This is a genomic window from Dactylosporangium roseum (assembly GCF_025264685.1).
In the GTDB taxonomy this organism is placed as follows: Bacteria; Actinomycetota; Actinomycetes; order Mycobacteriales; family Micromonosporaceae; genus Dactylosporangium; species Dactylosporangium roseum.
Map to the genome: position 1 here is coordinate 6,876,201 of NZ_CP073721.1, position 26,631 is coordinate 6,902,831.

Here is a 26,631-nt window from a genome sequence, read left to right on the forward strand (position 1 = left end):
GGCCTGGCTCAGCTCACCGGCTCCAGCGAGCGCCGCGGAGCTTCGTGCCGCTCGACCTCGACGTGCGGCAGCAGGCGGTCCAGCCAGCCCGGCAGCCACCAGTTCGCCTTGCCCAGCAGGGCCATCGCCGCCGGCACCAGCACCAGCCGGACCACCGTCGCGTCGATGAGCACCGCCACCGCCATGCCGACGCCCATCATCTTCACCGTCACGTCCGGATCCAGCGCGAAGCCGACGAAGACCGCCACCATGATGGCCGCCGCGCTGCTGATGACCCGGCCGGTCGTGGACAGGCCGCGGATCACGCTGCCCTGGGCGTCGCCGGTGGCGAGCCAGTCCTCGCGGACCCGGGACAGCAGGAACACCTCGTAGTCCATCGACAGGCCGAACAGGACGGTGAAGAGCAGGATCGGCACCCAGCTCGACACCGGCGTCGCGTGCGGCAGGCCCACCGCCCGCGCGCCGAAATCGGTCTGGAACACGGCCGTCATCACGCCGTAGGCCGCCGCGACCGACAGCAGGTTCATGGCCGCCGCCTTCACCGCCACGACCGGCGCCCGGAACAGCACCGTGAGCAGCAGCAACGACAGCGCCACCACGAACGCGACCACGATCCACAGCCGGGACACGAGCCGGTCGGAGATGTCGGCGAACGTCGCGACCAGGCCGGTCACCAGCACCCCGTCGGAAACGACCGAAGTGCGCAGGTGGTCGAGCAGGTCCGTGGTGCGCTCGTCCTGCGGTCCGGTGGCCGGCTCCACCACGACGACGGCCGCGGTGCCGTTGACCGCCGGCGGGGTGACGACGGCGACGCCCGGGGTGGCACGCAGCCGCGTCACGAGGTCGTCGAGGACCACGCCCTTGGTGAGGTCGACCGCGAGGACCAACGGGCCGTTGGCGCCGGGGCCGAACTCCGCGGAGACCAGGTCGTACGCCCGCCGGCTCGTGTTCGACGTGGGCTGGCTCCCGGCGTCCTGCGGCCAGGTCCGCAGGCCGAGCATCGGCGCGGCCAAGCCGACCAGCACGACGCAGGAGATGACGGCCGCGAGCACCGGGCGCCGGCCGACGCGGGCGGCCCAGCGGGCGGTGAACCCGGGCCGCGACGGCGCGGCGGCCGCCTTGCGGGCCTTCCGCGGGAGCACCCGCCGGCCGAACAGGCCGCACAGCGCCGGCACCAGGGTCACCGCGGCGATCATGACCGCGCCGACGGCGGCGAACGTCGCGTAGCCGAACGAGGAGTAGACCGGCAGCGTCGACAGCTTGAGTCCGAACAGGGACACCAGGACCGTCAGGCCGGCCACGACGACCGACGCGCCGGCCGTGGCGTTGGCCGCGACGGCCGCCTCGCGCGGCGACAGGCCGGCGCGCAGGCCCTCCACGTGGCGGGCGACGAGCAGCAGCGCATAGTCGATGCCGACGCCGAGGCCGACCATCGTGGCGATCGTCGGCGCGGTACCGCTGATGTCAGTCACCCGCTCCAGCAGCGCGATCAGCGCCGTGGCCACGCCGAGACCGGCGATCGCCACGACGATCGGCAGCCCGGCCGCGACGACCGAGCCGAGCGCCGCCACCAGGATCAGCAGCGCCACCACGATGCCGACGGCCTCGGCGGTGCCGCTCGGCGCAGTGATGTTCTCGGCGACCTGGCCGCCGAGTTCGACCTGGATCCCCTCCCGCACCAGCGGCGCGGCGGCGGCGCGCAGCGCGTCGACCCCCTCGGAGCCCTGGAAGTCGGTGACCGGAATGTCGTACCGCACCGTGACGACCGCCGTGTCGCCGTCGTCCGACATCCGCGGCGGCGAGACGATCGCGGCACCGGGAAGGCCCGCGAGCCTGCCCCGCAGCGCCTCCAGCGCGGCCGGGTCGAGCGGCTGCCCGGCGTGCACGACGACGCGCGCGTCGGCGCCGGACATCTGCGGGAAGTGCTCCCGCAGGAACTCGGTGCCGGCCTGCGACTCGGTGCCGGGGACGTTGTAGTCGTCGTGCGGTGTGCCGCCGAAGCCGGTCGACAGCGCGGTCAGTGCGACGAGCACGATCAGCCACGCGCCGATCGTGCGCCAAGGATGGGCAGCGGCCGCTCCACCGAGCCGGCCGAGGAATCGAGACATGCCGCCAAGGTGCGGCAAGCTGCTTTCAGCCGACTTGGAGTCCACTAACGACGGACCAGGCAGGCACCGCGACCGCGCCGCAGCACAGGCTCGCCGCCGCGAACGACCACCAACGCGGAGCCTCGCGCCGGCCGAGCAACGCGGCCGTCACCGCGACGGCCCCGACGACCTGGGCCATCGCCTGCGCGAGCCACCAGCCGGTGACCGGCCAGGAGCGCAGCGCCATGGCCGCGCCCTGCCCGGCGAGCAGCGCGAGCGCGCACCCCGCCGCCACCGCGGCGGCCCGGTCCCCCGATCGGCGGATCGTGTGGCCCAGCCAGCCCAGCAGCGTGCCGCCGACCGCCGAGGCCACCAGCCAGAACAGCGCGGCCTCCCCGACCCGGAACAGGCTCTCCGCCGTGGCGGAGCCCCCGTCCTCGAGCGTGGCGCCCGCCCAGCGCGAACCGTCGACGGCGATCAGGCCGTAGTAGACGACGGTGGCGATCGCGAGGAGCGCGGCCGCGGCGGCCATCGACCGGCCGCGCCGGTCGGCCACGAACCCGGCGACCAGGGCGGCACAGCCCCAGGCGAAGCCGCTGCTCGTCAGCAGCAGTCCGAGCGCGGACCACGGCGGGCCGAGAAAGTCGACGCCGAATGCCACTCCGCCGAGCACCACGGCCGCCCCGGCCACCCATCCCCACACTGATGCGACTTTAGAGGGACTGGGCGGCACTCCGCGCAGGATAGGTGTGGAGTCCTGTGGTGGCCCAGGCGTCCACAGGACTCCACGGCCCGGGGTGCGGCCGGAGCTCAGTTGGAGGTGTAGCCGGGGACGTCCGTGGTGCCGTCGGTGGCCTCGATCCGGTCGACCTCGCCGTCGAAGTCGTCGTCGTGGTAGATCACGTCGATCTTGCCGTCGTGATCGTTGTCGTACGCGACCCGGTCCACCAGGCCGTCGCCGTTGGTGTCCCACATCGCCACGTCGGTCAGGCCGTCGTGATTCTCGTCCGCCAGCAGGACGTCCACGGTGCCGTCGCCGTCGCTGTCGTAGCCGGCCGTCGCGATGTCGCCCGCCAGGGGGTCGGCGGTGGAGACCGAGGGGTCCGGATCACCGGTGTCGGCCGCGCCGAAGCCGGCCGACACGCCCTCGACGCCGAAGACGGCGTCGGGGTCCGCCAGGTCGCTGGGGTCCAGGTCAAGGTCATAACCGTCGGACTGCAGGCCGAAGTCACTCATGTCGGTCACCTTTCCAGCAGCGTCGAGGCGATTGTCACCCGGTAGGCGGCCGACCAGCCAGGAAGAGGGTCTACGCCCTGGGCGCCGGCGTCGACGGGGTGTCCGGCCGGGGGTCGGCCAGGGTGGCGCGGCGCATCCCGTACACGAGATAGAGCACCAGGCCGGCCACCATCCAGATCAGGAACCGCACCCAGGTCACCACCGGCAGGTTGAGCATCAGCCACAGGCTGGCCAGCACGCTCGCCAGCGGCAGCCACGGCACGCCCGGCACCCGGAACGCCCGGGGCAGGTCGGGCCGCTTCCGGCGCAGGACCACCACGCCGAGCGACACGACGACGAACGCGAACAGGGTTCCGATGCTCGTCAGCTCGGACAGCTCGGACAGCGGTACGAACCCGGCCAGCACGGCGACGATGACGCCGGTGATCGTGCTCATGACCCAGGGCGTGCCGAACCGCGGGTGGACCTTGGCGAGGACGGGCGGCAGCAGTCCGTCGCGGGCCATCGCGAACGACACCCGCGACTGGCCGAGCAGCAGCACCAGGATGACCGACGTGATGCCGCAGACCGCGCCGAGCGCGATGAGGTCGGCGGCCCAGCCCTGGCCGACCACGTCGAACGCCTTCGCCAGCGGGGCGGCGGTGTCGAGGTCGGTGTACTTCACCATGCCCGTCACCACGAACGACGTGGCCATGTAGAGCACCGCGCAGATGACCAGCGAGCCGATGATGCCCCACGGCACGTCGCGCTGCGGCCTGCGGGTCTCCTCCGCCGTGGTGGCCACGACGTCGAAGCCGATGTAGGCGAAGAAGACGATCGACGCGGCGGCGACGATGCCGAACCAGCCGAAGTGCTGCGGCGTCATCCCGACGAGGATCTGCAGCAGCGGCGCGTCGGCGCCGGACTGCCGCTCGGCGGTCTCGGCCGGCGGGATGAACGGCTGGTAGTTGGCGGCCTTGACGAAGAACAACCCGAGGCCGATGACGAACAGCACGACGGCCACCTTGACGACGACCAGCGTGCCGGTCACCCGGCCGGAGAGTTTCGCACCCAGGATGCTGACGACCGTCAGGGCCACGACGACGAAGATCGCACCCCAGTCCGGGACCGCCTTGTCCCCGGCGAGCCAGGTCGGCAGGTTGAGCAGGTCCTGGAGGTACGCCGACCAGCCCCGCGACACCACCGCCGCACCGAGCGCCAGCTCGAGACAGAGGTCCCAGCCGATGATCCACGCGATGAACTGGCCGAGCGTGGCGTAGGAGAAGGTGTACGCCGAGCCGGCCACCGGCACGGTAGAGGCGAACTCCGCGTAACACAGCGCGGCCAGCGCACAGACGACCCCGGCCAGCGCGAACGACAGCACGATCGCCGGTCCGGCGTTGCGGGCGGCCTGCTGGCCGGTGAGCACGAAGATGCCGGTGCCGATGATCACACCGACGCCGAAGACGGTGAGGTCCACCGCGGACAGGTTCTTGCGCAGCCGCTGGCCGGGCTCGTCCGTGTCGTGCATGGACTGCTCGATCGACTTGGTCCGGAAGAGCGAGGACATACCGACGACATGCCCGCGGCGGTGCGCGCTTACACGTCGGCCGCCTCCACCGTGCCGATCTTGCAGTAATGGTGCCGAGACACTCCCTGAATACCCGGTTTGTTTGGCACCCCAACTGCAAGATCGATGCGCAACGAGCCGGCGCGCTAGGCCGGCACCCGCTTGAGCGTCATCACGTGCTCGACCAGCGCGATCAGCACGTCCTTGGCCGAGCGGCGGTCGCGGGCGTCGCACAGCACGACCGGCACGTCCGGGTCGAGGTCCAGCGCCTTCGCGATCGCCTCCGCGCTGTGCTTCTGGACGCCGTCGAAGCAGTTCACCGCGACGAGGAAGGGCGTCTTGCGCCGCTCGAAGTAGTCGACCGACGGGAAGCAGTCGGTCAACCTTCGAGTGTCCGCCAGCACGACCGCACCGAGCGCGCCCAGCGCCAGTTCGTCCCACAGGAACCAGAAACGGTGCTGACCCGGGGTGCCGAAGAGGTACAGCACGATGTCGTCGTTGATGCTGATCCGGCCGAAGTCCATGGCGACCGTCGTGGTTCGCTTGTGCTCCACGCCGTTGACGTCGTCGACGAGGACCCCGGCGTTGGTCAGCACCTCCTCCGTCTGGAGGGGACGGATCTCGCTCACCGCGCTCACCAGCGTGGTCTTGCCGACGCCGAACCCACCCGCGACGAGGATCTTCACCGCGAGGGGGATCGAGCCGTCAGAGCGCTCGGAGACCATTGACAACCGCCTTGAGGATGCGATCGTCGGGCCGCTGCGGCCCGACGGATTGTTCGTACTCCGGTTCGTGCATCTCGATGAGCCCCTGCTGGAGCAGGTCGCCCAGCAGGACGCGCACCACGCCGAGCGCGAGATCGAGATGGGAGGCGAGCTCGGCGACCGAGACCGGCTCGCGGGCGCGGGCGAGGATCGCCCGCTGCTCGGGCACCAGGTGCACCTCGCCGGCCCCGTCGGCCCGGCTCAGCACGAAGGCGACGAGGTCGAAGGCGCCGACCGCCGGCCGGGCCCGGCCGCCCGTCACCGCATACGGACGCACCACCGGGCCGGCCTCGGAGTCCAGCCAGTCGTGGTCACCCGACATCGGTGGGCGCGTCCGCTCGTGCCGGCGCGGTGAGGTACTGGCCGACCCTCGTCACCAGCATCGCCATCTCGTACGCGATGACCCCGATGTCGGAGTCGGCGGCGCTGAGCACCGCCAGACAAGCGCCCTGCCCGGCAGCGGTGACGAACAGGAACGAGTTGTCCATCTCCACGATGGTCTGACGGACCGACCCGCCGTTGAACTGCCGTCCGGCGCTGCGGGCCAGGCTCTGAAACCCGGAGGCCACGGCCGCGAGGTGTTCGGCGTCGTCGCGGCCGAGCTCGTCGGACGCGCCCATGAGCAGCCCGTCGGCGGAGAGCACGACGGCATGCTGGGCCGACTCGACCCGCTCGACGAGGTCGTCGAGAAGCCAGTCGAGCTTGCCGGTGCGGCTCGTCGAGTGCGTCACCTATGCGTCCCTTTCCGGAGTGGATTGATCGTCGGCCAGCGCGGCGTCGCGACGCCCGCGCGTGAAGCCGGCCTGCAGCGACGACATCATCGCCCGCGTCTGCTCGGGCGAGCGGCCGCCGACGCCCGTGGTCGCGAACCGCGCCGCCGGGATGCCGTCGACGGTGTGCTCGTCGTCGGAGCGCTCACGCAACTGCGGTGCGAGGTTCGCCTGCCGCCGCCGCCTGGGCAGCCCGTCGTCCGTGAGCTCGGGCTCCTCCGGCCGCGGTGGTGGCGGTGGCGGTACCTCCAGGGTCTCCACCGCCTGCGGCTCGATCGTCAGTTGCGGCGGCGGGCCCACGTCCTCGATCGTCGGCCGCACCACGTCGGCGGCGTCCAGCTCGAGCACGGCCTCGACGGCGTCCGCCTGCTGCTCGGCCGCGGTCGAGGCGGTCAGCTCCGGTGGCGCACCGGCGATGAGGTGCGGCGGGATGAGCACGACCGCCGTCACACCGCCGTAGGCCGACGACCGCAGCGTCACCCGCACGCCGTGCCGGGCCGCGAGCAGCGCCACGACGAACAACCCCAGCCGGGCGCTGTTGCCGGGGTCGAAGTCCGGCGGGTGCAGCAGCCGCTGGTTGGCCTCCTCGATCGCCTCCGGCGCCATGCCCAGGCCGCGGTCCTCGATCTCGAGCGCGTAGCCGTTGGGCACCAACTGGCCGCTGATCTGTACCCGGGTGTGCGGCGGCGAGTAGGAGGTGGCGTTCTCGATGATCTCGGCGAGCAGATGGATGACGTCGGCGACGGCGCGGCCGACCAGCGACGCCTCCGGCAGCGCCAGGAACCCGACCCGCGCGTAGTCCTCGACCTCGGAGACCGCGCCGCGGACCACGTCGACCATCGGCACCGGGTTGCGCCAGCCGCGGCCGGGCGCCGCGCCGGCCAGGATGACCAGGTCCTCCGCGTGGCGGCGCATGCGGGTGGCGAGGTGGTCGACGCGGAAGAGGTCCTCCAGTTCCTCCGGATCGGTGGTGCGCCGCTCCATGCGGTCGAGCAGCGCGAGCTGCCGGTGCAGCAGCGTCTGGCTGCGCCGGGCGATGTTGAGGAAGACCTCGTTGAGACCGCGCCGAAGCTGGGCCTCGTGCGCGGCGGACTCGACGGCGGTGCGCTGGACGGCGCTGAACGCGTTGCCCACCTTGCCGATCTCGTCCGCGCCGTATTCCAGGGGCGGCGCCGCGGCGGCCACGTCGAGCTCCTCGCCGTGGCGCAGCCGGCCGACCAGCTCCGGCAGCCGCACGTCGGCGAGATTTTGCGCGTCCTGGCGCAGGCTGGTCAGGCGGCGGATGAGCGAGCGACCGATCCGCACCGACAGCGCGATCGAGATCGCGACCGCGAGCAGGCCGAGCACCGTGGCGCCGACCAGGCGCACGATGATGCCGACGGCGACCGGCTCGGACTCAGTGATGATCTTCGCGCCGGAGTCCAGGTCGAAGGTGCGTAGCTGTTCGGAGAGCTTGTCGTAGGCGTCGCGCCAGGCGGCGATGTCGATCGGCAGCGGCGCGGTGGCCCGCGCGTCGGCGAGGATGCGGTTCTCGAACTCCCGCACCCGCTTGTAGGCGTCGCCGGCGACGATGCCGTTCCAGATCGTGCGGCCCGGCTCCGGTAGCGCGGCCGTGGCCTCGGCGTAGGCGGTGCGTGCGGCCCCGATCGCCGCGATCAGGTCGGAGCTCTCCGTCTTGACGAACTTGCCGGCCGTGGCGACGCCGTTGACCAGTGCGTCTTCACGGGCGAACAGCTCCCGGGCACGGCTGGTGGCGATGACGGTGCGCCCGTCGCGGCTCAACTCGGCGTGGCTGATGCCGGGCAGCGCGTTGTACCACCGGTAGATCGCGTCGATCGGCCCCGCGTACATCTCCATGGCACCGGCCCGGTCGACCTGCCCGAGCCGGACGCCGGTCCGGCCGCCGGTGAGCTGGTCGAGCGACGTCAGCACCTCACGCAGCCGGCTGCGGGCGAGCTTCGGCAGGGCGTCCTGGACATCCTGGCGCTCGGCCCGGCCGCGGAAGTCGGCGACCGCCTTGTCGGTCTTCGTGCGCTGCTCGGCCAGGGCGGTGGTCGCCGGCTGGCCCTCCACGCGCCCGCTGGCGATGTAGACCAGCGAGAGCTTGCGCTCGCGCTGGAGCTCGACGATGACCGTCTCGGACGGCTTGCCGGTCAGCTCGTAGTACGTCTTGCTGTCGAAGACGGCGAACGCGGCGCCCGCCGTGAGGCTCGTCGCGAAGATCCACATTCCCACGAGCGAGGCGATCGGCGGCAACAACAGCGCGATGATCTTCGCGCGGATCGACCACGTGCGGATTCTCCACGAGCGGCTCTTCATGCGGTCCTCGATGGGTCGCTTGACAGGAGGGGGTATCGCTGCGGTTTTGCACTATCGGTGCTGCTTTTTGTGCTGCGGGAACCCGGTGTTCGTCGCACAGGGGGCAATATCTCCGGGGCATGATACGGACAGCCGGGCCGGGAAGTCATCAACGAGGTGTTCGGCGTTCCGGACCGGGCTCCTCCGTGATCTCCCCCGCGGCCCGGTGTGCGGGCCGCCTGATCTGGGCAGGGCGCCCGCCATGCGTGGTGGACGGTGGATGTTCGCGATCGGCGCCTGGACGATGTGCACGGCGGCCCTGAGCGTGCTGGGGATCAGCAAGGCCGCGCACTTCCGGTCTGAGCTGTTGTCGTCCACGGTCCGCCGACCCGCGCCGGTGGTGGCCAGCGCCTCGCCGTCCGTGTCCCCGTCGCCCGCACCGCGGGTGCTGACCACGCCGGGCGGCAGCGTGGTGGCTCGCTGTGATTCCAAGCTGGTATGGGTCGACTGGTTGAGCCCGGCGGCCGGGTTCCGCGTGGAGGACGCCACCCACGGCCCGGCACCCGAGTCACGGGTGACCTTCAAGGCCGACGGCAAGCTGGTGCGCGTGGTCGTGCGCTGCGCCGCCGACGGGCCGCACGCCGAGGTGACGCCGGGCTGAGGCCGGTCCTACAGGTAGAGGCCGACCTTCGGCGGGTCGTCCTGGACCGCCACCCGGCCGGCGCCGTCGCGCAGCTCGTACAACTCGGCCAGCGTCGCGCCGTCCGGACCGATACCAGCCGCGGTGCCGAGCCAGGCCGCGGCCTCGCCGAACGGCAGCGGCGCCACGTACAACTGGGCCAGACACCGGCCGGGGCGGACCACCGCCGGGTGCAGCCGGGCCAGGTCCTCGTTGGTGGTGATCGCGACCAGCACGTCGCGGCCCTGGCCGAGCAGCCCGTCGGTCAGGTTGAGCAGGCGGGACAGCGCCTGCCCGCTCTCCTGCTTGGCCTCGCCGCGGATCAGCTCGTCACAGTCCTCCAGCAGCAACAGCCGCCACCGGCGCGGGCTGTCGTCGTCGCTGTCGACGCCGAGCGCGGTGTCCATGAGGTACGCCGGGTCGCGGAACAGCCGCTCCGGGTCGAGCACGCAGTCGACCTGGCACCAGCCGTGCCACTCCCGCGCGATCGTGCGCAGCAGTGTGGTCTTACCGGTGCCGGGCGGCCCGTGCAGCAGCAGGAGCCGGCCGCCGACCTGGTCCGCGGTCGTCGCGATCAGCCGGTCGAGGGCCTCGGCGGTCTTGGCGGCGTAGTTGCCCCGGATCTCGCCCCACGACTGGGCGGTGATCTGGCGCGACCTGCGGCGCGGGCCGTGCTGGCCGTGGTGCCAGAACCCGATCTCGACCGACGCGGCGGACTGCGGCGGCGGCTCCTCGGCCCCGGCGACGGCGGATTCCAGGATGCGCTCGGCCAGGTCGGGGTCGACGGCGGTGACCGTCACCGAGCCGTTGCGGCTGTGGTGCCAGCGGGTCGCGCGCAGTGTCCAGCCGTCGCCGGCCGCGAGCGTGGCGCGGTCCTGGTCGTCGACGGCCTCGCGGAGCACGGTCGAGCCGGCCGGCAGCAGGGTCGCGTCCTTGCGCAGATTGGTCAGGCGCTTCGTGCGGGCGTGCGGCTGCTGGCCGCTGACGAAGGCCGACAGCGCCAGGACGTCGAGCACGTCGAGCACGCTGTCGCCGTCGTCGACCCAGGAGGCGACGGGGAGGGCGGTGGCCGGATCGACATGACGCATGCTCTCCAGGATCAGGCTGGTTCTCCTTCCAGTACACCAATTTTCCCGGCGGCCTCGGCAGTTCTCACCAGCAACGGCGGGCACACGGCGGTGCCCGTGCCGCGGATCGCCATCGTCGCGCAGCGCTGCGCGACGCCGGCCGACTCGGGAATGTCCGCGCCGGCCAGGCGGGCGAGCACGAACCCGGCCGCGTACGCCCCGCCGGCACCGGCCGCGTGACTGCGCCGGGCCGGTGCAGCAGAGGTGTGCGCGGTCGCGCCGTCCTGCGTCATCACGACCGAGCCCTCCGCGTCGAGCGTCACCGCGACGATCGCCGCTCCGGTGTGCCGCAGCAGCAGCCCGCGGGCCGCCCCGATCGCGCCGATGCGGTCCTCGTCCACGGCGACCGGGGCCGCCTCGCCGAGGACGCGGCACGCCTCGGCGTAGCTCGGCGTCACCAGGTCGGGGCCGATCGGCGCCCACGGGCCGAGGTTGTGCGCGTCGACGGCGAGCAGCGGCAGGTCGAGCCGGCGCGTGGCGAGCACGGCGCGGACCGCCGGACCGAGGGTGCCGATGCCGTAGTCGCAGACGACCACCGCGTCGGGCCGCTCGCCGAGGGCCTCGTCGAGGCGGCGCACGACCGACTCGGCGGCCGACGGCGGCAACGGCGCGGTGTCGCCGTCGTCGAAGCGGACGAGCACGTGTTCCTCGGCGACCACCCGGCGCTTGGTGACGGTGCGGCGGCCCACGGCGGTGACCAGCCGATCGGCGACGCCGCTGTCCCAGACGCAGGTACGCAGCCGGGCACCGTCGTCGTCGTCACCGACGGCGCCCACGAGCGTGGTACGGGCACCGAGCGCGGCGAGGTTGGCGGCGGTGTTGGCGGCGCCACCACACACCTCCCGGGTGACGTCGAGCGCGATCACGGGGATCGGCGCCTCGCGGCTCAGGCGGGTCGGCGTGCCGGCGAGCCAGCCGTCGAGCAGGGCGTCGCCGACGACGAGCACGGAGGCGTCACGCCACGCCGCGGCGAGTGCGGAGAAATTACCTGGGGACCTCACCGCACGCGCGTACCCGGCCCCGCGCGAATCATGCCCTGCGACAATTGGCTGATCGAACGCGTAGACGTGGCGATCATCGGCGGTGGGATGGCCGGCCTCTCCCTCGCCGCGGAACTCGCCGAACTGGACGGCCGGTTGGTGGAGCGCTCGGGTGGCACCCGGGCGCCGTTGCACGTCGCGGTGCTCGAGCGGGAGAACCAGTTCGGCTACCACACCACCGGCCGATCGGCCGCCGCGCTGCTGGAGAGTTACGGCACCCGGGAGGTCCGTGCCCTGACCCGCGCGTCGCGCACGATCCTCGACGCGCTGGGTGCCGAGTCGGGCCGGCCGCTGCTGCGGACCCGGCCACTCGTCTGGGTCGCGCGCGAGGACCAGCTCGACGCCCTCAACGCGCTGCTGACCGCCAACCCGGCGCTGCGGGCCGTCGACCGGGTCGGCGCCCGGACGCTCTGCCCGGCCCTGCGCCCGGCCGCCGTCGCCCGCGCCGCCGTGGAGCGCACCGCGCAGGACGTGGACGTCGAGGCACTGCAGCAGTTGTACCGCGCCCGGGCCGCCGCGGCCGGCGTCGCGCTGCGCACCGCGATCGGCCTCGAGTCCGGTGAGCGGGACGCCGACGGCTGGCGGCTCACCACCGACCGCGGCGACCTGCGTGCCGGCCTGGTCGTCAACGCCGCCGGCGCCTGGGCCGACGCGGTGGCCGGCCGGCTCGGCGTGCCGGCCGCCGGCCTGACCCCGCTGCGCCGGACGGTCGCGATCGTCAACGCGGCCGGCGTGCCGCCGGCCTGGCCGCTCGTGCTGGACATGGGCGACCGTTTCTACTTCCGCCCCGCGAGCGGTGGCCTGCTGATGTCTCCCGCCGACGAGACCCCGTCGCCGCCGGCCGACGCGGTGGCGTCGCCCGGCGCGGTGGCGCTGGCGGTGGAGCGCGTCCGCGAGGTGACGACGCTCGACCTCGGCCCGGTGCGCACGAGCTGGGCCGGACTGCGCACGTTCACGGCGGACCGCAACCCGATGGTGGGGCCGGACCCGAAACAGGAGGGCTTCTTCTGGTTCGCCGGCCAGGGTGGTACGGGCATCCAGACCGCGCCGGCCCTGGCCCGCCTGGCGGCGTCGATCCTGCTCGGCGAGCCGTACGAGGTGCCCGGCCTCCGCAGGTCCGCCCTCGCCCCGCGCTGACCTCTCCGCGGCTTTAGCCGGGCTTTGCCCCTTTTCACCGGTAGCATCAACGTTACGTGCTTGCGGGTTGGGGGTGACATGCCGCAACTCGATACCGATGTGCTGGCGCAGCCCGAACGACTCGCCTCCCTGAGTCGCGCCCGAGCGCTGCTCACATCCTCGAAGGCGCCCGTCGACGGCCTGGTCCGCCTCGCCGCGCGATCCGTGGTGGCCCCGGTCGGGCTGCTCACGCTGGTCGACACCGAGTGCCTGCACATCGTCGCCAGGCACGGCCTCCCACCGGACCTCGATCTGGCCACGACAGCGCCGGCGACCAGCTCGTTCTGCCGGCACGTGGTCAGCGGGGACATCCCGCTCGTGGTCAGCGACACCCGGACCGACCCGGTGCTGCGCGACCTGGCCGTCGTCCGCGACCGGGGCATCGCCGCATACCTCGGTCAGCCCGTGCACGACCGCTCCGGCCTCACGCTCGGGGCGGTCTGCGTCACCGACTCCGTGCCCAGGCACTGGACCGCCGACGACGTCACCGCCATCGCCGAATGCGCGTCCCTGCTGGAGGTCATGCTGGCCGCCGAGACGACGCGCGAGGACATGGCCCTGGCCGCGGCCGAGACGGATGCGGTACTGGAGACGGCGCTCGAGGCGTTCGTCGGCATCCGGCTGAGCGGCGAGATCACGCGGTGGAACCGCGCCGCCGAGCGCACCTTCGGCTGGTCGGCAGAGGAGGCGATCGGCAGGCGCGTCGACGAGATGATCATTCCCGAGCGCTTCCGCGCCGCCCACCGCGCCGGCCTGGCCCGCATGGCCCGGGGCGGCGTGCCGAAGCTCGTCGGCCAGCGGCTCCAGTTGTACGCGATCAACCGGGCCGGGGACGAGTTCCCGGTCGAGATCACTCTCAACGTGATCGACGGACCGTTCGGCCGGCACGCGCACGCGTTCATCTACGACATCAGCGAGCGGGTCACCGCCGAACGGCAGCTCGCCCGGGACCGGCACTTCCTCGGCGCGCTGCTCGACAACCTCGACGCCGGCGTCGTCGCCTGCGACGAGCGCGGCAAGCTGATCCTGTTCAACCGCGCGATGCGCGAGATCACCGGCACCGACGCGGATCGGTCGGCGGGCCCCGTGTGGGCGGAGCGGTACCGTCCCGTCCTCCCCGACGGCACGCCGATCGGCCCCGACGACCTGCCACTGTCCAGGGCGTTCCACGGCGAGCACGTCCGCGACGCCGAGTTCGTCATCCGCCTGCCCGACCGGCCGCGCCGCGCGTTCACCGCCAACGCGCAGCCGATCCGCGACAGCGACGGCAACCGGCTCGGCGCCGTCGCCGCGCTGCACGACGTCACTGACCGCCGGCGGGCGCAACGGCTCATCGAGTGCGAGCTGGCGGTGTCACGCATCCTGGAGCACACGGCCACGATCGAGGAGGCCGGGCCGCACCTGCTCGAAGCGGTCGCCAAGACACTCCAGTGGCCGCACGGCGAGCTGTGGCTGGTCGACAAGGTCGGCAACGTGCTGCGCAACGCCGCGATGTGGACCGAGCCCGGCTACGAGATCCCGGAGCCCGGACCACTCGCCCCCGGCACCGGAGTCTCCGGCGTCGCCTGGCAGACCGGCCAGTCCGAGTGGATCCCGGACATCTCGGTGGTCGGGAGCCGGCTCAACACACCGTCGCTGGCCGAGCACGGGCTGCGGGTCGGCCTGGCCGTCCCCATCCGCGACGGCTCCGGTGTCACCGGCACGATCAGCTTCTTCGGCGACGCGGCCGAGGAGCCCGAGCAGTCGCTGATCGCGCTGCTGTCCGGCATCGCCGCGCACATCGGGCAGTTCCTCGAGCGCCGCCGCGCCGAGGACCTGGCCAAACAGCTCGCCCGGGCGAAGGACGAGTTCATCGCCCTGGTCGGCCACGAGCTGCGGACGCCGCTGACCTCGATCTCGTCGTACACCGAACTGCTCCTGCACGACCACGACGACGAGTCGACCCGGGCCCATTTCCTCGCGGTCATCGCCCGCAACGCCGAGAACCTCCGCGCGATCATCGACGACCTGCTCGACCTCGCCGGGCTCGAGAGCGGCTACGTGACCATGGTCGAGCGGCCGGTGGACTTCGCCGCCGTGGTCCGCGAGGTGGCCGGGGCCAACGCACCGGCGGCCCGCGAGAAGGATCTTGACGTGTCGGTACGGCTACCGGACCGTCCCGCGCCGGTCTCCGGCGACCTCCCGCGCCTGCGCAAGGTGGTCGATCACCTGGTCACCAATGCGGTGAAATTCACACCGGCCGGCGGGCGGGTGGAGATCGAGCTCGACAGTGATGTGGCGGGAGTCACGCTGCGGGTCACGGACACCGGGGTCGGCATCCCGGCCGAGGAGCGTTCGCGGCTGTTCGAGCGCTTCTTCCGCGGCTCCAACATCCGTAACCAGGGCGTTCCGGGCACCGGTCTGGGCCTTGCCATCAGTCGTACGGTCGTCGAGCGGCACGGCGGGACGATCACGGTAACCGATCACGGCGACAAGCCGGGGACGACGTTTGTCGTACGACTTCCGGCCTACTGCCCCTGAACTGCACGCCGCCGGATCTGAGGCAGACTGGGTGACATGCGTGGACGGCGATGGACCCTGATCGGCGTCGTGGTGAGCACACTGGTGCTCGCCGCGTGCGGTGACTCTGGCAACAGCACATGGAAGGGCGGCTCCTCCGGGCCGTCGGCCGCCGCCGGGAAGGTGCACATCTCCTCCCCGGCCGACGGCGCGAACGACGTGTCCACGGCCACCGCGATCGCGTACTCCGCATCCGGGACGGCGACCGTCACGCTGAAGGACTCGACGGGCGCCACCGTGGAAGGCGCTCCGGCACCGGCCTCCTCGGCCGGCGCCTCGCCCTCGGCCGACGGCGTGTCGTGGCTGCCCGCCAAGCAGTTGAAGTACGGCACGGAGTACACGGCCACGGTGACCGCCGACGGCGCGACGACCTCGGTGAAGTTCACCACCATGGCGAAGCCCGCGAACCTGGCCCGGATCTCCAGTCAGATCGGCGACGGCATGGTCGTCGGCGTCGGCATGCCGATGATCCTGTCGTTCGGCGTGGAGATCCCGAAGGACAAGCGGGCCGAGGTACAGAAGCGGCTCTTCATGTCCTCCAACCCTCCGCAGGAGGGCGCCTGGAACTGGTTCAGCGCCAAGGAGGTCCACTACCGCCCGAAGGAGTACTGGCAGGCTGGGACGAAACTCTCCCTGCGGGCCGCGCTGGGCGGCGTGTCGTTCGGCGGCAAGTGGTACGGCGAGAAGGACATCACCGTCGACGCCGTGGTGGGCAAGAGGCTCATCATGGAGGTCGACAACGCGACGAAGAAGATGACGGTGACCGAGGACGGCGTCCTGCTCAAGACGATGCCGGTCAGCCTGGGCAAGCCCAGCAGCCCGTCGGACAGCGGCAACTTCATCGTCATGGTGAAGAACGAGATGGAGTGGTTCGACTCGTCGACGTACGGTGTGCCGGTCGACTCCCCGGACGGTTACCGCACGAAGGTCCAGTTCCCGCAGCGGATCACGTGGAGCGGCCAGTACATCCACGCCGCCCCCTGGTCGGTGCAGGACCAGGGCAAGCGGAACGTCTCCCACGGGTGCGTGAACATATCGTTGGAGCTGGCACAGTGGCTCTACGGCGTGACCCACATCGGCGACCCGGTCATCGTGAAGAACACCGAGTCGCGCGTGAAGTACGGCGACGGCTGGACCGACTGGGAACTCCCCTGGGACCAGTACGTCAAGGGCAGCGCCCTCCCCGTCTGACACCCGTCGCCTTCAGTCCGGCCCCTTCCCGGCCACGGCCCTCCCCGGTCCGGGTCCCTCACCCGCGGTCGCGACGTTCTTGGGCGCATACCCTCCCCCGGGCACGGAGCGGCAACGCCGCTCTCTTCCTCCGGGGCCGTTTTGGCTGGCCGGGGTGGGACCTGGTAGCCTGATTCATCGCGCACGGTGACGCGTCGCTGCTCCTTGCGCCCAAGAAAACCAACCGAGCTATAAGACGAGGCTGTCGCGTGGCGAACATCAAGTCCCAGATCAAGCGCAACCGGCAGAACGAGAAGCGCCGCCTGCGCAACAAGTCGGTCAAGTCGTCGCTGAAGACGGCCATCCGCAAGTTCCACGAGGCGGCCGCCGCCGGTGACGCCGACTCGGCCACCGCGCTGCTTCGTGACGCTTCCCGCAAGCTGGACAAGGCCGCCAGCAAGGGCGTGATCCACAAGAACCAGGCCGCCAACCGCAAGTCGTCCATCACGAAGAAGCTGCACACGCTGACCACCGCCGCCTGATCAGCAGCTTTCTCCTCGAAAGGCGCCGCCCGGCTGGGCGGCGCTTTCGTGTTTTCCCAGCTCGAGGCACGCCACCACCGAGGTGTACCGCCACCGAGGCACGCCGACCGGCGCGCGTTCCGCCGCGATCCGCCGCCATGCCGCTCGACCTCATGAATGGGAAAGATGTGGCTACCCCGATAGCCAGATCTTTCCCATGATCAAGCAGTCGCCGGCCCGGAACGCGCCACCTCGGGTCCAGCGGCGACCACGAGCGACCGACATCCGCGCACGACTGTGCGTCACCGTCCCGTAGCGCAACACCGGGTTGACAGACGACCGGACGGCTTCGCTTCGCGGCCTCGGCCTATGACCCCGCGAACTCCGTGGCCAAGAAGGCTCCTGCCAAGCGGCGCCGGCCGCACACCCAGCCCTGCCTCCGCCGATCCAGCCCGAAGTTTCCCTTGATCCGCGAACCGCAGCCGCACCGCCCGGCCGGCCTCAACCGCCGCACACGTGGTCGCGAACACATCGCGATCACAGCCGGAACCCGACGACGGCAAACCCCACCGTTTCAAAGATTGTGGAGCGTTTTTGCACCTCTGGGTGCAAAAACGCTCCACAATCATGAAACTGGTCGCCCTGCTGCGTGCGCTTAGGCCGGCGCCCCGGCCGTGACTGCGGCACGTTCACGATCACCAGCACTGCGGCCGGCTGGTTCGGCCACGGTGCTGATGATCACGGAGCCACGGGGTGCGACCTGCTCTCCCCGCTCCACCGCAAGCCCGATGAGGAAGCGGGCCGTCGGAGTCACGGACCGCCACACATGAGTGGAACATGAGCGTCACAGCCCTGGGACCTCGGCGGACGAGCCGCCGCCACCCGGCCCACGGGCCGGCCGCCGTGCTCGCGGCGCTCGAACCGGGCCCACCGGCTGGAGCAGGCAGGTGTCAGGCGTCAGGCGAAGCGGCCCTGGTTGATGCCGCCCGTGCGCTGGCGGGCCAGGTCGTCGTCCATGCGCCACTGGCGTTCGGCGTGGCGGCCGGTGGTGAAGTGGCCGGACGAGAAGTTGTCCGTCGTGTCGTCGGCGCGACGGCGGCCGGCGGACTGCTGCTTCGCGTGCCGCCCGCCGCTGGTCGCCTCACGATTGTACGCCCGCTCGCCCTCACCGTCGCGGAACTGACCGTCGTCGAACTGACCGTCGTCGAACTGACCGTCGCCGAACTGGCCGCCGCGGAACTGGCCCTGACCGTACCGATCGTCGCGGAACTGGCCGCCGCCGTGGTACCCGTGCTGGTCCACCTGCTCCGACCGGTACCCCTCGCCGCGGGCCGCCTGCTCCGGGTCGGTCTGCGCGTACATCGAGCCGTACGAGCCCTCCGCCGAAGCGTAGGCACCCTGCGACGCGTCCCACCCGCTCTGGCCGCTCCAGCCCGAGTGCTGCCCCCACGCCGCCTGGTTCGCCCAGCCGGTGTCGTCGTCCCAGTCGAGCGAACTGCGCTCGTACCGCAAGCTGTCATCGTCAGCGTGCGCCGCCTGCGCTCGCCAGGTGGCCTGGTCGCCCCAAGCCTCACGGCCGCCCCACGCTGTCTCGTCGCCCCAGTTGGCCGGGGTGCCGCCGGTCGCCGGGGCGCTCCACACCGCCTGGTCGCCCCACGCGCCGGTCTCGTCGCCCCACGTCGGCCGGTCGCCCCACGTCGGCCGGTCGCCGCTCGTGGCCTGGCTGCCCCACGTCACCTCGGCGGTCCGGTCGCCGTGGCCGTTCGCCGCGTGCTGCGCGGGAACCTCGGCGTGCTGGTCGGCAACGTCCTCGGCAGGGGTCGCATAGGGAGACTCACGAGGTGCCTCGTACGGCGGCTCGGTGCCAGGCGAGATGCCGTAGTCGGGTGCGGCCTGCGAGTCGGAACCGGAAGCCGCGGCCGCCCGGGCACCGCCGTCACGGGCCGGCACCGTGATCCGGATGACGCCGACCTTCTTGCGCTGCGCCGGCGGCTCGGTGGCCACGGGTGGGCGGGCGGCGGTCCGGGTCGCCGTGCCGGAGCCGGTGTCCGCGCCGTCGGACGAGCCGACCCGGGAGGCGACGGAGCCCCCCGACGCGCGGGCGATCTCGGCCCGGTCGAGCGCGGTCGTGGTACGCCGTGGCACCGACGTGCTCTCGCCGGTCCGGGCATCCGAATCCACCCGAGGGGATGACACCCGATCGGATGAATCCCGCGCGGCGGAACGCGTCTGCGTGCGAGCCCGGCGCGAACTGCCGATCACCATGTCGTTGACCTTCACCATGACGGCGACGACCGCCGGCAGCACGGGCACAGCCCACCAGCTCACGAACTCGGCGAGCGCGAGCAGGACCCCCACCGCGATCATGCATTCGAAGAGCAGGAAGCTCACGAAACCGCCGATGTGCAGGTGGCGTAGCCGCAGTACACGCACGTAGAGCGGCGCCTGCGAGGCGAACCCGTTGCTGGTCGTCATCGTCCTATTCCTCCACCGCGCGCTGCGACCACTGCGAACACAGCCCGCTCGAGCGCATAGCCGCGGTCGTCCGATCCACCTTTCACGGCGGCGTTGCACTCTGCCGCCGCTCGCATGGCATCAACGAGTGCCTCGGCCGTCCAGCCACGGGCTTGGCGCTGCGCACGCTCCACCTTCCATGGAGGCATTCCCAAACTTCCGGCGAGTTGATATGCGCTCCCCTTGCCCGCAGCGGCCACCCGGGCGACGGTGCGGACGCCGTCGGCGATGGCGTCCGCGATCGGCACCGGGTCGACGCCGACGTGCAGCGCCCAGCGCAGCGCCTCCAGCGCACCGGCGATGTCGCCGACCATGACGGCGTCGGCGACGGTGAAGCCGGACACCTCGGCGCGGCCCTTGTAATACCGCGCGACGGTCGCGGCGTCGATCCGCCCGCCCGTGTCCGCGATGAGCTGCGAACACGCCGCGACCAGCTCGCGGAGGTCGTTGCCGACGGCGGCCAGCAGCGCCTCGGCGGCGTCATCACCGATCTTGCCGCCCTGCCGGCGGATCTCGTTGCGCACGAAGTCGACCCGCTCGCGGTGCTTGCCGATCTTCATGGCGGGCACCACGTCGGCACCGGCGGACTTGAGCCCGTCGGCGAGCGCCTTGCCCTTGGCGCCGCCGGCGTGCGTGACGACGAGGATCACGTCGTCTTCGGGATCGGCCGCATACGCGACGAGCGCCGCCGACGCGTCCTTCTTCACGTCCTGCCCGTCGTTGACGACCAGGACCCGCCGGCCGCCGAACAGCGACGGGCTGAGCATCTCCGCCAGCTCACCGGCGACCAGCTCACCGCCGGGACGCTGCCGCACCTCCGTGTCGGGATCCTCGGCACGGGCGGCGTTGACGGTGTCGGTGACGGCGCGCGAGACGAGCAGCTCTTCGTCGCCGACCACCAGGCGGATGCGGGGAAGGTTGGACACGGGACTCATCGTGTCACGGCGGCGAGCCGACCGGCTTCCGCGACAACCGCGAGGTCGCCCTCCTGGTCGGTCCGCAGGACCCTGGCCCCGCCGCGCACGAGCCGCGACAGCAGCACCGGGCTCGGATGCCCGTAGTCGTTGCCCGCACCGACGCTGACCAGGGCGATCCGCGGCGCCACGGCGTCGAGGAACTCCTCGTCTTGAAACGCGCTGCCGTGGTGGGCGACCTTCAGCACGTCGGCACGCAACTCGCCCGGGGCGGCCGCCGACCGGAGGCTGAGCTGCTCCTCGGTCTCCGCGTCGCCGGTCAGCAGCACCCGGACGCCGCCGGTGGTCACCATCAGGACCAGCGAGTTGTTGTTGGGGTCGGACCGGGTGCCGGTCGTCGGCCCCGCCGGGCCGAGGACCGCCAGCCGCACCTCACCGACCGTCATCACCTGCCCGGACTGCGCGTCGCCGGAGCGCAGCCCTCGGGCCAGCACCGCCGACCGGCCCGCCGCAGGCTCCGGGAACGGCGGCAGCAGGAGCCGGTCGACGGTCCGTCCGCGCAGCACCCCGTCCAGGCCGCCGATGTGGTCGACGTGGAAGTGGCTCAGGGCCAGCAACGGCACGTGCCGCACGCCCAGCCGGCGCAGGCAGCCGTCGGCGGCCTCCGGGTCCGGTCCGGCGTCGACCACCACCGCCGAGGCCCCGCCCGCCGACACGACGAGCGTGTCGCCCTGACCGACGTCGCACGCCACGATCAGCCAGCCGGGCGGCGGCCAGCCACCGGCCAGCAGGCGCACGGGCGTCGCGCCGAGCACCGCCGCGACGGCGACGACCAGGGCGAGCCGTCGCACGACGGGCCGCTTCGCGGCGATCAGCAGCACGGCGAGCAGCCCACCCAACAGCAGCCCGCCGAACGTGCCGCCGGGCCACGGCACGACACCGTCGGGCACGTCGGCACCGTGGTGTGCGATGGCCACCAGCCACCGGGCCGGCCAGGAGGCGAGCCAGGCGGTGAACTCCGCGACGGCCGGCAGCACCGGCGACAGGACAGCCGTGACGACCCCGACGACCGTGGCCGGCGCGACGGCCGGCGCCGCCAGCAGGTTGGCGGGGATGGTGGTGAGGCTGACGGTCGCCGACATGCCGGCGATCACCGGTGCGCACGCGGCCTGCGCGGCGGCGGGCACGGCGAGCGCCTCGGCCGCGAACCCGGGCCAGCCCTTGGCCTTCAGTGCCTCGGTCCAGCGGGGCGCCAGGAGCACCAGGCCGCCGGTCGCCAGGACCGACAGCGCGAACCCGGCGTCGACGGCGAGCTCGGGATCGAACACGACGAGGACCAGGACGCCGGCGGCGAGCGACGGCAGCGCCGCGCGCGGCCGGCCGAGCGCCAGTGCCACGAGGGCCAGGCCACCCATGGCGGCCGCGCGCAACACGCTCGGCGACGGGCGGACCAGGATGACAAAGCCGATGAGCGCCAGCACGCATACGACTGCGGCGACCCGCGGACCGGCGCGGCACCAGCGGACGATCATCAGCATCAGCCCGACGACGATCGCCAGGTTGGCGCCCGAGACGGCGGTCAGGTGGGTCAGGCCGGTCGCCTTGAAGTCGGCGGCGAGGCCCGGATCGAGGCGGCTGGTGTCGCCGACCACCAGGCCCGGCAGCAGGCCGCCCGGCTCCGGCGGGAGGGGGCCACAGGCGCGCTGGAGGCCGGCGCGCAGCACACCGGCCGCACGCTGCACCCACGGCGCCGGCGTCACGCGCTCCGGCGCTCCGGCCGAGATGAGCGCCGCGCGCAGGTCGCCGCCGTCGGGCGGGGAGAGCCGCCCGGACGCCTCCACGTCCTGGCCGGGCAGGAGGCCGAGCCAGGCCCGGTCGCGCGCCAGGACCAGCACCCGCGCCCCCAGGTCGACCCGGGTCTCGTCGGCGGTGCGGAGCCACGTGAGCCGCGCCGGCACGACGACGGTCGCGTCGCGGCCCACCGTCGAGCGGCCGAGGCGAGGGTCGTCGGTCACCTCGAGTCCGAAGCGGACAGTGGCGTGGCTGGCGGCAAGGCCGGCGAGCGGCTGCGCGTCACGCTCGCCGACCCGGGCGGCCGAGGAGGCTGCCCCGCAGGCGACGCCGAACAGCACCGCGGTCACGATCCATCGCGTCCGGCGCAAGACCCGCACCGGCGCCGGCACCGGCCGGTCGGCCGTGCCGAGGGCGAGCAGCGAAGGCCAGGCCGCCGCCAGGACCAGCGCACCGATCACCACCGCCCAGCCGGTGTGCGCGGGAAGGAACAGGGCGGCCAGCGCCGAGAGCCAGCAGCCCAGCGCGGCCCCGGTCAGGCGGAAGTCCGTGGTCATACCGTGACCCGGTCCTTCAACTGCTGGAACTTGGCGTCGCCGATGCCCTCGACCTTGCGCAGGTCGGCGACCGCGCGAAAGCCGCCGTGCGCGTCGCGATACTCGACGATGCGCCGCGCCAGCACCTCACCGACCCCGGGCAGGGTCTGCAGCTCGGTGGTCGAGGCCGTGTTGAGGTTGACCGGGACCGGGCCGGTGCCGGCCGCCGACGCGGCGCCCGGCGGCTGCGGGACGCCGACGGCGACCATCTCCCCGTCGACCAGCTTGCGGGCCAGGTTGAGACCGGTGAGGTCGACGCCCGGCAGGGCACCGCCGGCGGCCTCGATCGCGTCCGCGACCCGGGAGCCCGCCGGAAGCCGGACCAGGCCGGGACGGCTGACCTTGCCGGTGACGGAGACGACGAGGAGCGCGGGTGAGGCGGGCGGGGAGGCGGAGTGCGCCGTCTCGGCCCGCGGCGCAGGCGTCACCTGCGGGCGGGAGCGCCAGGCGAGGAAGGCCGCCACGCCGACCACCAGCACCGCCAGCACGACGAGCACCCGCACGCCGCGTCGCCCGGGGTCGAACGCGGACACGGCGGGCCGCGGCGGGGCGGCGGAGTCCCACGGATATGCCGGTGGGTCGGCGGGGTCCGCGGGCAGGCCGACCACCCGGGCCAGCCGGCCGGCCACCGCGGCACGGTCGTCGCCGTCGTCATCACCAGAGCGCCACATGACCCGGCACGGTAGGCCGGATCACCGTCCTTCCGCCGACCGCGGAACCTCGATCTGTGGACAACGCTGCCCTTGTGGACAACCGGCGGTCACTCGGTCCGGTGCACCACCACGGCCACCATTCCCGGGCCGACGTGGGCGCCGACCGCCGCGCCGACCTCGGTCAGGCAGGCGGCCCGCAGCCGCTCTCCCAGCCGCTCCTTCAGCGTCGTCAGCAACGCGTCCGCCCGGTCGGGGGCCGCCAGGTGATGCACGGCCACGTCCACCACGGCGTCCCCCGCGGCCTCGTCGGCGATGTCGACCAGGCGAGCCAGCCCGCGCCCCGCGGTCCGTACCTTCTCCCGCACCACGACACCCTGCTCGGTGGTGTGCAGGATCGGCTTCACCGACAGCGCCGTGCCGAGCAGGGCCGCGGCGGCACCGATCCGCCCGCCCCGGCGCAGGAACTCAAGCGTGTCGACATAGAAGAGGGTGGTGGTACGGCCCACCGCCTCGACCGCCGCCGCCCGCACCTCCTCGAGCGAGCCACCCGCGGCCGCGACCGCGGCGGCGGCCAGCGCCGGGAAGCCCAGCCCCATTCCGGTCGACTGCGTGTCGACGACCTCGACCCGGCCGTCGAACTCCGCACCGGCCAGCACGGCGGCGTCATAGGTGCCGGACAGCTTGGCCGAGAGGTGGACGGACAGCACGGCCTGCGCGCCGGCGTCGAGCAGCCTGCGGTACACCTCGGCGAACGCCTCGGGCGACGGCCGCGAGGTCGTGACGGCGACCCGGCGGGCGTTCAGCGCCTCCGCGACCGTGGCGGAGTCGATGTCGACGGTCTCCAGGCCGGGCACGCCGTTGACGACCACGGCGAGCGGGACGACGGTCAGCCGCCGGACCGGATCGTTGGCCAGGTCGAGAGGCAGATATGCGGTGGAGTCGGTGACAACGGCGACGGAGGGGTGTGAGCCGGCCATGACCGCACCGTAGCCGATCCGGCGTCCCTTCCGGCCTAGCCTTCCTTGATCGACACCACCTGGAACGGCAAGCCCTGCTGGCAGGTGGTCAACATGTCGGGCTGCGGCACGCCGGTCACGGTGAGCGTCGTGCCGCTGCGCAGCTTGGCACGGTCGCCGCCGAGCAGCAGATAGGACTTGTCACCCACGGCCAGCAGGACGCAGCCGGGCTCCACGCCGTCGCGAACCTGCCCGGTGACGGTGATGGCACCCGCCGCGGGCCGGGACGGCACCGCGGATCCCGTCGGCGAGGCGGACTCCGACGACGTGGACGGCGAGGGCGAGGGCGGCGCCGCGGCGGTGGACGGCGGCGCCCCGACCGGGTCCGACCCGTCCGCCGACCCGCACCCGGCCAGCGCGAGAGCGGCGAGCGCGACGAGTCCGAAGTGCCGAAGTCTCATGGTTCCTCTGACGTGGCTGTGCCGCGAACGGTTCCCTCTGACGCTACGGCACGTTGTGCGCCGCCATCCGCCAACCGTGCACTGTGTCATACAACAGTAGCGTGGAGTGACAGTTGTGCAGCGCGCCGAGTGTCGGCGCGAACTCCACCGGCCAGCCGAGCAGGGCACACGTCGCATGCCGGGCCGCGCCCCCGTGGGTCGTCGCCACGATGACCGCGCCCTCCGGTGCCGCGTCGACGGCCTCCTGGAGGGCGGCGGCGACCCGCTTGCTCAGCGCGTCGACCTCCTCGACCCCGGCGTCGTCGACGGGCTCGCCGCGGCGCCACCGGGCGAACGACTCCGGCCAGCGGGCCGTGATCTCCGGATGGGTCAGGCCCTCCCAGTCACCGTAACTCCGCTCACGGAGCCGGGCGTCGTATCGCACCGGCAGGTCCACCAGCGCCGCCAGGCCGGCCTGCGTGTCGGCGGCACGCCGCAGATCGCTGGAGATGAGCACGGTCGGCCCGAGTGCGGCCAGCCGGGGTGCGGCGGCCCGGACCTGCTCGACACCGGTCTCGGACAGGGCGACGTCGGTCTGGCCCTGAATGCGGCCGCCGACGTTCCATTCGGTCTGTCCGTGGCGCCACAGCACCAACAGCGTCATGCGCTGGCCGGCAGGTCGCGATCCACGAACTCGATGGCCGGGCAGTCCTTCCACAGCCGGTCGAGTGCGTAGAACTCCCGCTCCTCCGTGTGCTGCACGTGGACCACGATGTCGACGTAGTCCAGCAGGACCCAGCGGCCACCCCGCTCACCCTCGCGACGGACCGGCTTCGCCTTCTCGGGAAGCTCCAGCAGTCGCTCCTCGATCGCGTCGACGATCGACAGGACCTGGCGCTCGTTGGGCGCAGACGCCACGAGGAACGCGTCGGTGATGACCAACTGGTCGGCCACGTCGAGGATGACGATGTCTTCGGCCTTCTTGTCGGCGGCCGCCTGTGCAGCGGTGAGCGCCAGCTCTCGGGCTCGCTCAGTGGCGGGCACCGGACTCCCTTCGTCGAACGGCCCCGGCTGTCGGAACTGCGAAGTCCGCCGGGCTCGTTCTAGCCTCTCACGCCGGTACGACAGTTTGCTCCTCAGTTGTTGCCGACTTTTCGGTACAAGCCGCGCTTTGCGATGTACTGCACCACGCCGTCCGGCACCAGGTACCAGACCGGCATGCCCGCCTCGACGCGGCGCCGGCAGTCCGTGGACGAGATCGCCATCGCGGGCACCTGGACCAGGCTGACCGTGGAGGCCGGCAGGTGTTCGGCGTTGAGGTCGAACCCGGGGCGCGTCACCCCGATGAAGTGCGCCAACTCGAAGAGATCGCCGGCGTCCTTCCATGACAGGATCTTGTCGAGTGCGTCGGCGCCGGTGATGAAGAACAAGTCAGCTTCAGTACCGTATGCACGCCGCAGATCACGCAGCGTGTCCACGGTGTAGGTCGGCCCGCCACGGTCGATGTCGACACGGCTCACCGTGAACCGCGGATTCGACGCGGTGGCGATGACCGTCATCAGGTACCGATCCTCGGCCGGGCTGACGGCCACATCGCTCTTCTGCCACGGCTGTCCGGTGGGCACGAAGACGACCTCGTCGAGCTCGAACCGGTCGGCCACCTCGCTGGCGGCGACCAGGTGGCCGTGGTGGATCGGATCGAACGTCCCACCCATGATGCCCACACGCATCACCGCATCGTAATGATCAGCGGGGCCCGGTCGGCAACCCGCCGTGGTGCCGCTCGTCACC

24 protein-coding genes are annotated in these 26,631 nt (G+C 72.4%); 5 read left to right on the forward strand and 19 right to left on the reverse strand.

Translation table 11 applies throughout. The annotated features are described in order from the left end of the window. Positions 1-8 precede the first annotated feature (8 nt). The 8 genes from Drose_RS32215 to Drose_RS32250 form a co-directional block, all read right to left on the reverse strand. Positions 9-2,108, reverse strand: a complete 2,100-nt coding sequence (locus Drose_RS32215; RefSeq protein ID WP_260725030.1) for an MMPL family transporter — start codon at positions 2,106-2,108, stop codon at positions 9-11. A 25-nt stretch (positions 2,109-2,133) separates the two neighbouring features. After that, positions 2,134-2,790, reverse strand: coding sequence for a hypothetical protein (locus Drose_RS32220; protein WP_260725031.1), 657 nt, complete (start codon positions 2,788-2,790; stop codon positions 2,134-2,136). A 107-nt stretch (positions 2,791-2,897) separates the two neighbouring features. Beyond that, complete coding sequence (locus Drose_RS32225) at positions 2,898-3,323, reverse strand: hypothetical protein (protein ID WP_260725032.1); 426 nt, start codon at positions 3,321-3,323, stop codon at positions 2,898-2,900. A gap of 70 nt (positions 3,324-3,393) precedes the next feature. Beyond that, positions 3,394-4,872, reverse strand: a complete 1,479-nt coding sequence (locus tag Drose_RS32230) for an amino acid permease (protein WP_260725033.1) — start codon at positions 4,870-4,872, stop codon at positions 3,394-3,396. A gap of 146 nt (positions 4,873-5,018) precedes the next feature. Next, positions 5,019-5,597 carry a GTP-binding protein gene (locus tag Drose_RS32235; protein WP_260725034.1) on the reverse strand — a complete coding sequence of 193 codons (579 nt, stop codon included), beginning with the start codon at positions 5,595-5,597 and terminating at the stop codon, positions 5,019-5,021. Next, positions 5,578-5,958 carry a DUF742 domain-containing protein gene (locus tag Drose_RS32240; protein WP_260725035.1) on the reverse strand — a complete coding sequence of 127 codons (381 nt, stop codon included), beginning with the start codon at positions 5,956-5,958 and terminating at the stop codon, positions 5,578-5,580. Before Drose_RS32240 ends, Drose_RS32235 begins: the two co-directional genes overlap by 20 nt. After that, the gene (locus tag Drose_RS32245) at positions 5,948-6,367 is read right to left on the reverse strand and encodes a roadblock/LC7 domain-containing protein (protein WP_260725036.1); all 420 of its coding nucleotides are present in this window, start codon (positions 6,365-6,367) and stop codon (positions 5,948-5,950) included. The genes Drose_RS32240 and Drose_RS32245 overlap by 11 nt, the downstream gene beginning before the upstream one ends. Further along, positions 6,368-8,725, reverse strand: a complete 2,358-nt coding sequence (locus Drose_RS32250) for a sensor histidine kinase (RefSeq protein ID WP_260725037.1) — start codon at positions 8,723-8,725, stop codon at positions 6,368-6,370. Between the two features lie 241 nt (positions 8,726-8,966). On the opposite strand from Drose_RS32250, the gene Drose_RS32255 reads away from it, so the two are divergent. Continuing rightward, positions 8,967-9,365, forward strand: a complete 399-nt coding sequence (locus tag Drose_RS32255; protein WP_260725038.1) for a hypothetical protein — start codon at positions 8,967-8,969, stop codon at positions 9,363-9,365. A gap of 8 nt (positions 9,366-9,373) precedes the next feature. Here the strand turns inward: Drose_RS32255 and Drose_RS32260 are convergent, their stop codons facing one another. Both Drose_RS32260 and Drose_RS32265 read right to left on the reverse strand, forming a co-directional pair. Then, the gene (locus Drose_RS32260; protein WP_260725039.1) at positions 9,374-10,471 is read right to left on the reverse strand and encodes a DUF5925 domain-containing protein; all 1,098 of its coding nucleotides are present in this window, start codon (positions 10,469-10,471) and stop codon (positions 9,374-9,376) included. An 11-nt stretch (positions 10,472-10,482) separates the two neighbouring features. Next, a complete protein-coding gene (locus Drose_RS32265; protein ID WP_260725040.1) occupies positions 10,483-11,511 on the reverse strand; it encodes a bifunctional heptose 7-phosphate kinase/heptose 1-phosphate adenyltransferase in 1,029 nt (342 codons plus the stop codon). 66 nt (positions 11,512-11,577) lie between these two features. Between Drose_RS32265 and Drose_RS32270 the strand changes: the two genes are divergently transcribed. From Drose_RS32270 to rpsT, 4 genes are all read left to right on the forward strand, one after another. Then, complete coding sequence (locus Drose_RS32270; RefSeq protein WP_260725041.1) at positions 11,578-12,687, forward strand: NAD(P)/FAD-dependent oxidoreductase; 1,110 nt, start codon at positions 11,578-11,580, stop codon at positions 12,685-12,687. Positions 12,688-12,765: 78 nt separating this feature from the next. Further along, positions 12,766-15,246: an ATP-binding protein gene (locus Drose_RS32275; protein WP_260725042.1), complete on the forward strand. Its 2,481-nt coding sequence runs from the start codon at positions 12,766-12,768 to the stop codon at positions 15,244-15,246. Positions 15,247-15,282: 36 nt separating this feature from the next. Continuing rightward, positions 15,283-16,476 carry a L,D-transpeptidase gene (locus Drose_RS32280; RefSeq protein ID WP_313899959.1) on the forward strand — a complete coding sequence of 398 codons (1,194 nt, stop codon included), beginning with the start codon at positions 15,283-15,285 and terminating at the stop codon, positions 16,474-16,476. Between the two features lie 248 nt (positions 16,477-16,724). Then, positions 16,725-16,997 carry a 30S ribosomal protein S20 gene (gene rpsT, locus Drose_RS32285; RefSeq protein ID WP_260725044.1) on the forward strand — a complete coding sequence of 91 codons (273 nt, stop codon included), beginning with the start codon at positions 16,725-16,727 and terminating at the stop codon, positions 16,995-16,997. A 936-nt stretch (positions 16,998-17,933) separates the two neighbouring features. Here rpsT and Drose_RS32290 read toward each other — a convergent pair. The 9 genes from Drose_RS32290 to nadD all read right to left on the reverse strand — a co-directional run bounded on the left by Drose_RS32290 (position 17,934) and on the right by nadD (position 26,555). Then, on the reverse strand, positions 17,934-19,451 hold the full coding sequence (locus tag Drose_RS32290) for a hypothetical protein (RefSeq protein WP_260725045.1): 1,518 nt from the start codon (positions 19,449-19,451) through the stop codon (positions 17,934-17,936). Next, entirely contained in the window at positions 19,448-20,416 is a 969-nt protein-coding gene (holA, locus tag Drose_RS32295) for a DNA polymerase III subunit delta (RefSeq protein WP_390891261.1), read from the reverse strand. Before holA ends, Drose_RS32290 begins: the two co-directional genes overlap by 4 nt. A gap of 5 nt (positions 20,417-20,421) precedes the next feature. Next, the gene (locus Drose_RS32300) at positions 20,422-22,752 is read right to left on the reverse strand and encodes a ComEC/Rec2 family competence protein (RefSeq protein WP_260725047.1); all 2,331 of its coding nucleotides are present in this window, start codon (positions 22,750-22,752) and stop codon (positions 20,422-20,424) included. Then, positions 22,749-23,462: a ComEA family DNA-binding protein gene (locus tag Drose_RS32305; protein ID WP_260725048.1), complete on the reverse strand. Its 714-nt coding sequence runs from the start codon at positions 23,460-23,462 to the stop codon at positions 22,749-22,751. Before Drose_RS32305 ends, Drose_RS32300 begins: the two co-directional genes overlap by 4 nt. Before the next feature lie 89 nt (positions 23,463-23,551). After that, positions 23,552-24,421, reverse strand: a complete 870-nt coding sequence (locus Drose_RS32310; protein WP_260725049.1) for a DegV family protein — start codon at positions 24,419-24,421, stop codon at positions 23,552-23,554. Positions 24,422-24,456: 35 nt separating this feature from the next. After that, positions 24,457-24,861 carry a hypothetical protein gene (locus Drose_RS32315; RefSeq protein ID WP_260725050.1) on the reverse strand — a complete coding sequence of 135 codons (405 nt, stop codon included), beginning with the start codon at positions 24,859-24,861 and terminating at the stop codon, positions 24,457-24,459. Positions 24,862-24,904: 43 nt separating this feature from the next. Continuing rightward, positions 24,905-25,504, reverse strand: coding sequence for a histidine phosphatase family protein (locus tag Drose_RS32320; protein WP_260725051.1), 600 nt, complete (start codon positions 25,502-25,504; stop codon positions 24,905-24,907). Further along, positions 25,501-25,884 (reverse strand): ribosome silencing factor, encoded by a 384-nt coding sequence (gene rsfS / locus Drose_RS32325; RefSeq protein ID WP_260725052.1) that lies wholly within the window; start codon positions 25,882-25,884, stop codon positions 25,501-25,503. Before rsfS ends, Drose_RS32320 begins: the two co-directional genes overlap by 4 nt. A gap of 92 nt (positions 25,885-25,976) precedes the next feature. Beyond that, positions 25,977-26,555, reverse strand: a complete 579-nt coding sequence (gene nadD / locus Drose_RS32330) for a nicotinate-nucleotide adenylyltransferase (RefSeq protein WP_260729887.1) — start codon at positions 26,553-26,555, stop codon at positions 25,977-25,979. Between the last annotated feature and the right edge of the window lie 76 nt (positions 26,556-26,631).

Bases quoted from the DNA above. Each gene is read 5' to 3' on its own strand.
- Drose_RS32250 (WP_260725037.1), bottom strand. From the start codon at position 8,725: ATGAAGAGCCGCTCGTGGAGAATCCGCACGTGGTCGATCCGCGCGAAG.
- Drose_RS32215 (WP_260725030.1), bottom strand. From the start codon at position 2,108: ATGTCTCGATTCCTCGGCCGGCTCGGTGGAGCGGCCGCTGCCCATCCT.
- Drose_RS32240 (WP_260725035.1), bottom strand. From the start codon at position 5,958: ATGTCGGGTGACCACGACTGGCTGGACTCCGAGGCCGGCCCGGTGGTG.
- Drose_RS32255 (WP_260725038.1), top strand. From the start codon at position 8,967: ATGCGTGGTGGACGGTGGATGTTCGCGATCGGCGCCTGGACGATGTGC.
- Drose_RS32290 (WP_260725045.1), bottom strand. From the start codon at position 19,451: ATGACGACCAGCAACGGGTTCGCCTCGCAGGCGCCGCTCTACGTGCGT.
- Drose_RS32260 (WP_260725039.1), bottom strand. From the start codon at position 10,471: ATGCGTCATGTCGATCCGGCCACCGCCCTCCCCGTCGCCTCCTGGGTC.
- Drose_RS32320 (WP_260725051.1), bottom strand. From the start codon at position 25,504: ATGACGCTGTTGGTGCTGTGGCGCCACGGACAGACCGAATGGAACGTC.
- Drose_RS32305 (WP_260725048.1), bottom strand. From the start codon at position 23,462: ATGTGGCGCTCTGGTGATGACGACGGCGACGACCGTGCCGCGGTGGCC.
- nadD (WP_260729887.1), bottom strand. From the start codon at position 26,555: ATGGGTGGGACGTTCGATCCGATCCACCACGGCCACCTGGTCGCCGCC.
- Drose_RS32310 (WP_260725049.1), bottom strand. From the start codon at position 24,421: ATGGCCGGCTCACACCCCTCCGTCGCCGTTGTCACCGACTCCACCGCA.
- Drose_RS32280 (WP_313899959.1), top strand. From the start codon at position 15,283: ATGCGTGGACGGCGATGGACCCTGATCGGCGTCGTGGTGAGCACACTG.
- Drose_RS32300 (WP_260725047.1), bottom strand. From the start codon at position 22,752: ATGACCACGGACTTCCGCCTGACCGGGGCCGCGCTGGGCTGCTGGCTC.
- Drose_RS32230 (WP_260725033.1), bottom strand. From the start codon at position 4,872: ATGTCCTCGCTCTTCCGGACCAAGTCGATCGAGCAGTCCATGCACGAC.
- Drose_RS32315 (WP_260725050.1), bottom strand. From the start codon at position 24,861: ATGAGACTTCGGCACTTCGGACTCGTCGCGCTCGCCGCTCTCGCGCTG.
- Drose_RS32275 (WP_260725042.1), top strand. From the start codon at position 12,766: ATGCCGCAACTCGATACCGATGTGCTGGCGCAGCCCGAACGACTCGCC.
- Drose_RS32235 (WP_260725034.1), bottom strand. From the start codon at position 5,597: ATGGTCTCCGAGCGCTCTGACGGCTCGATCCCCCTCGCGGTGAAGATC.
- Drose_RS32225 (WP_260725032.1), bottom strand. From the start codon at position 3,323: ATGAGTGACTTCGGCCTGCAGTCCGACGGTTATGACCTTGACCTGGAC.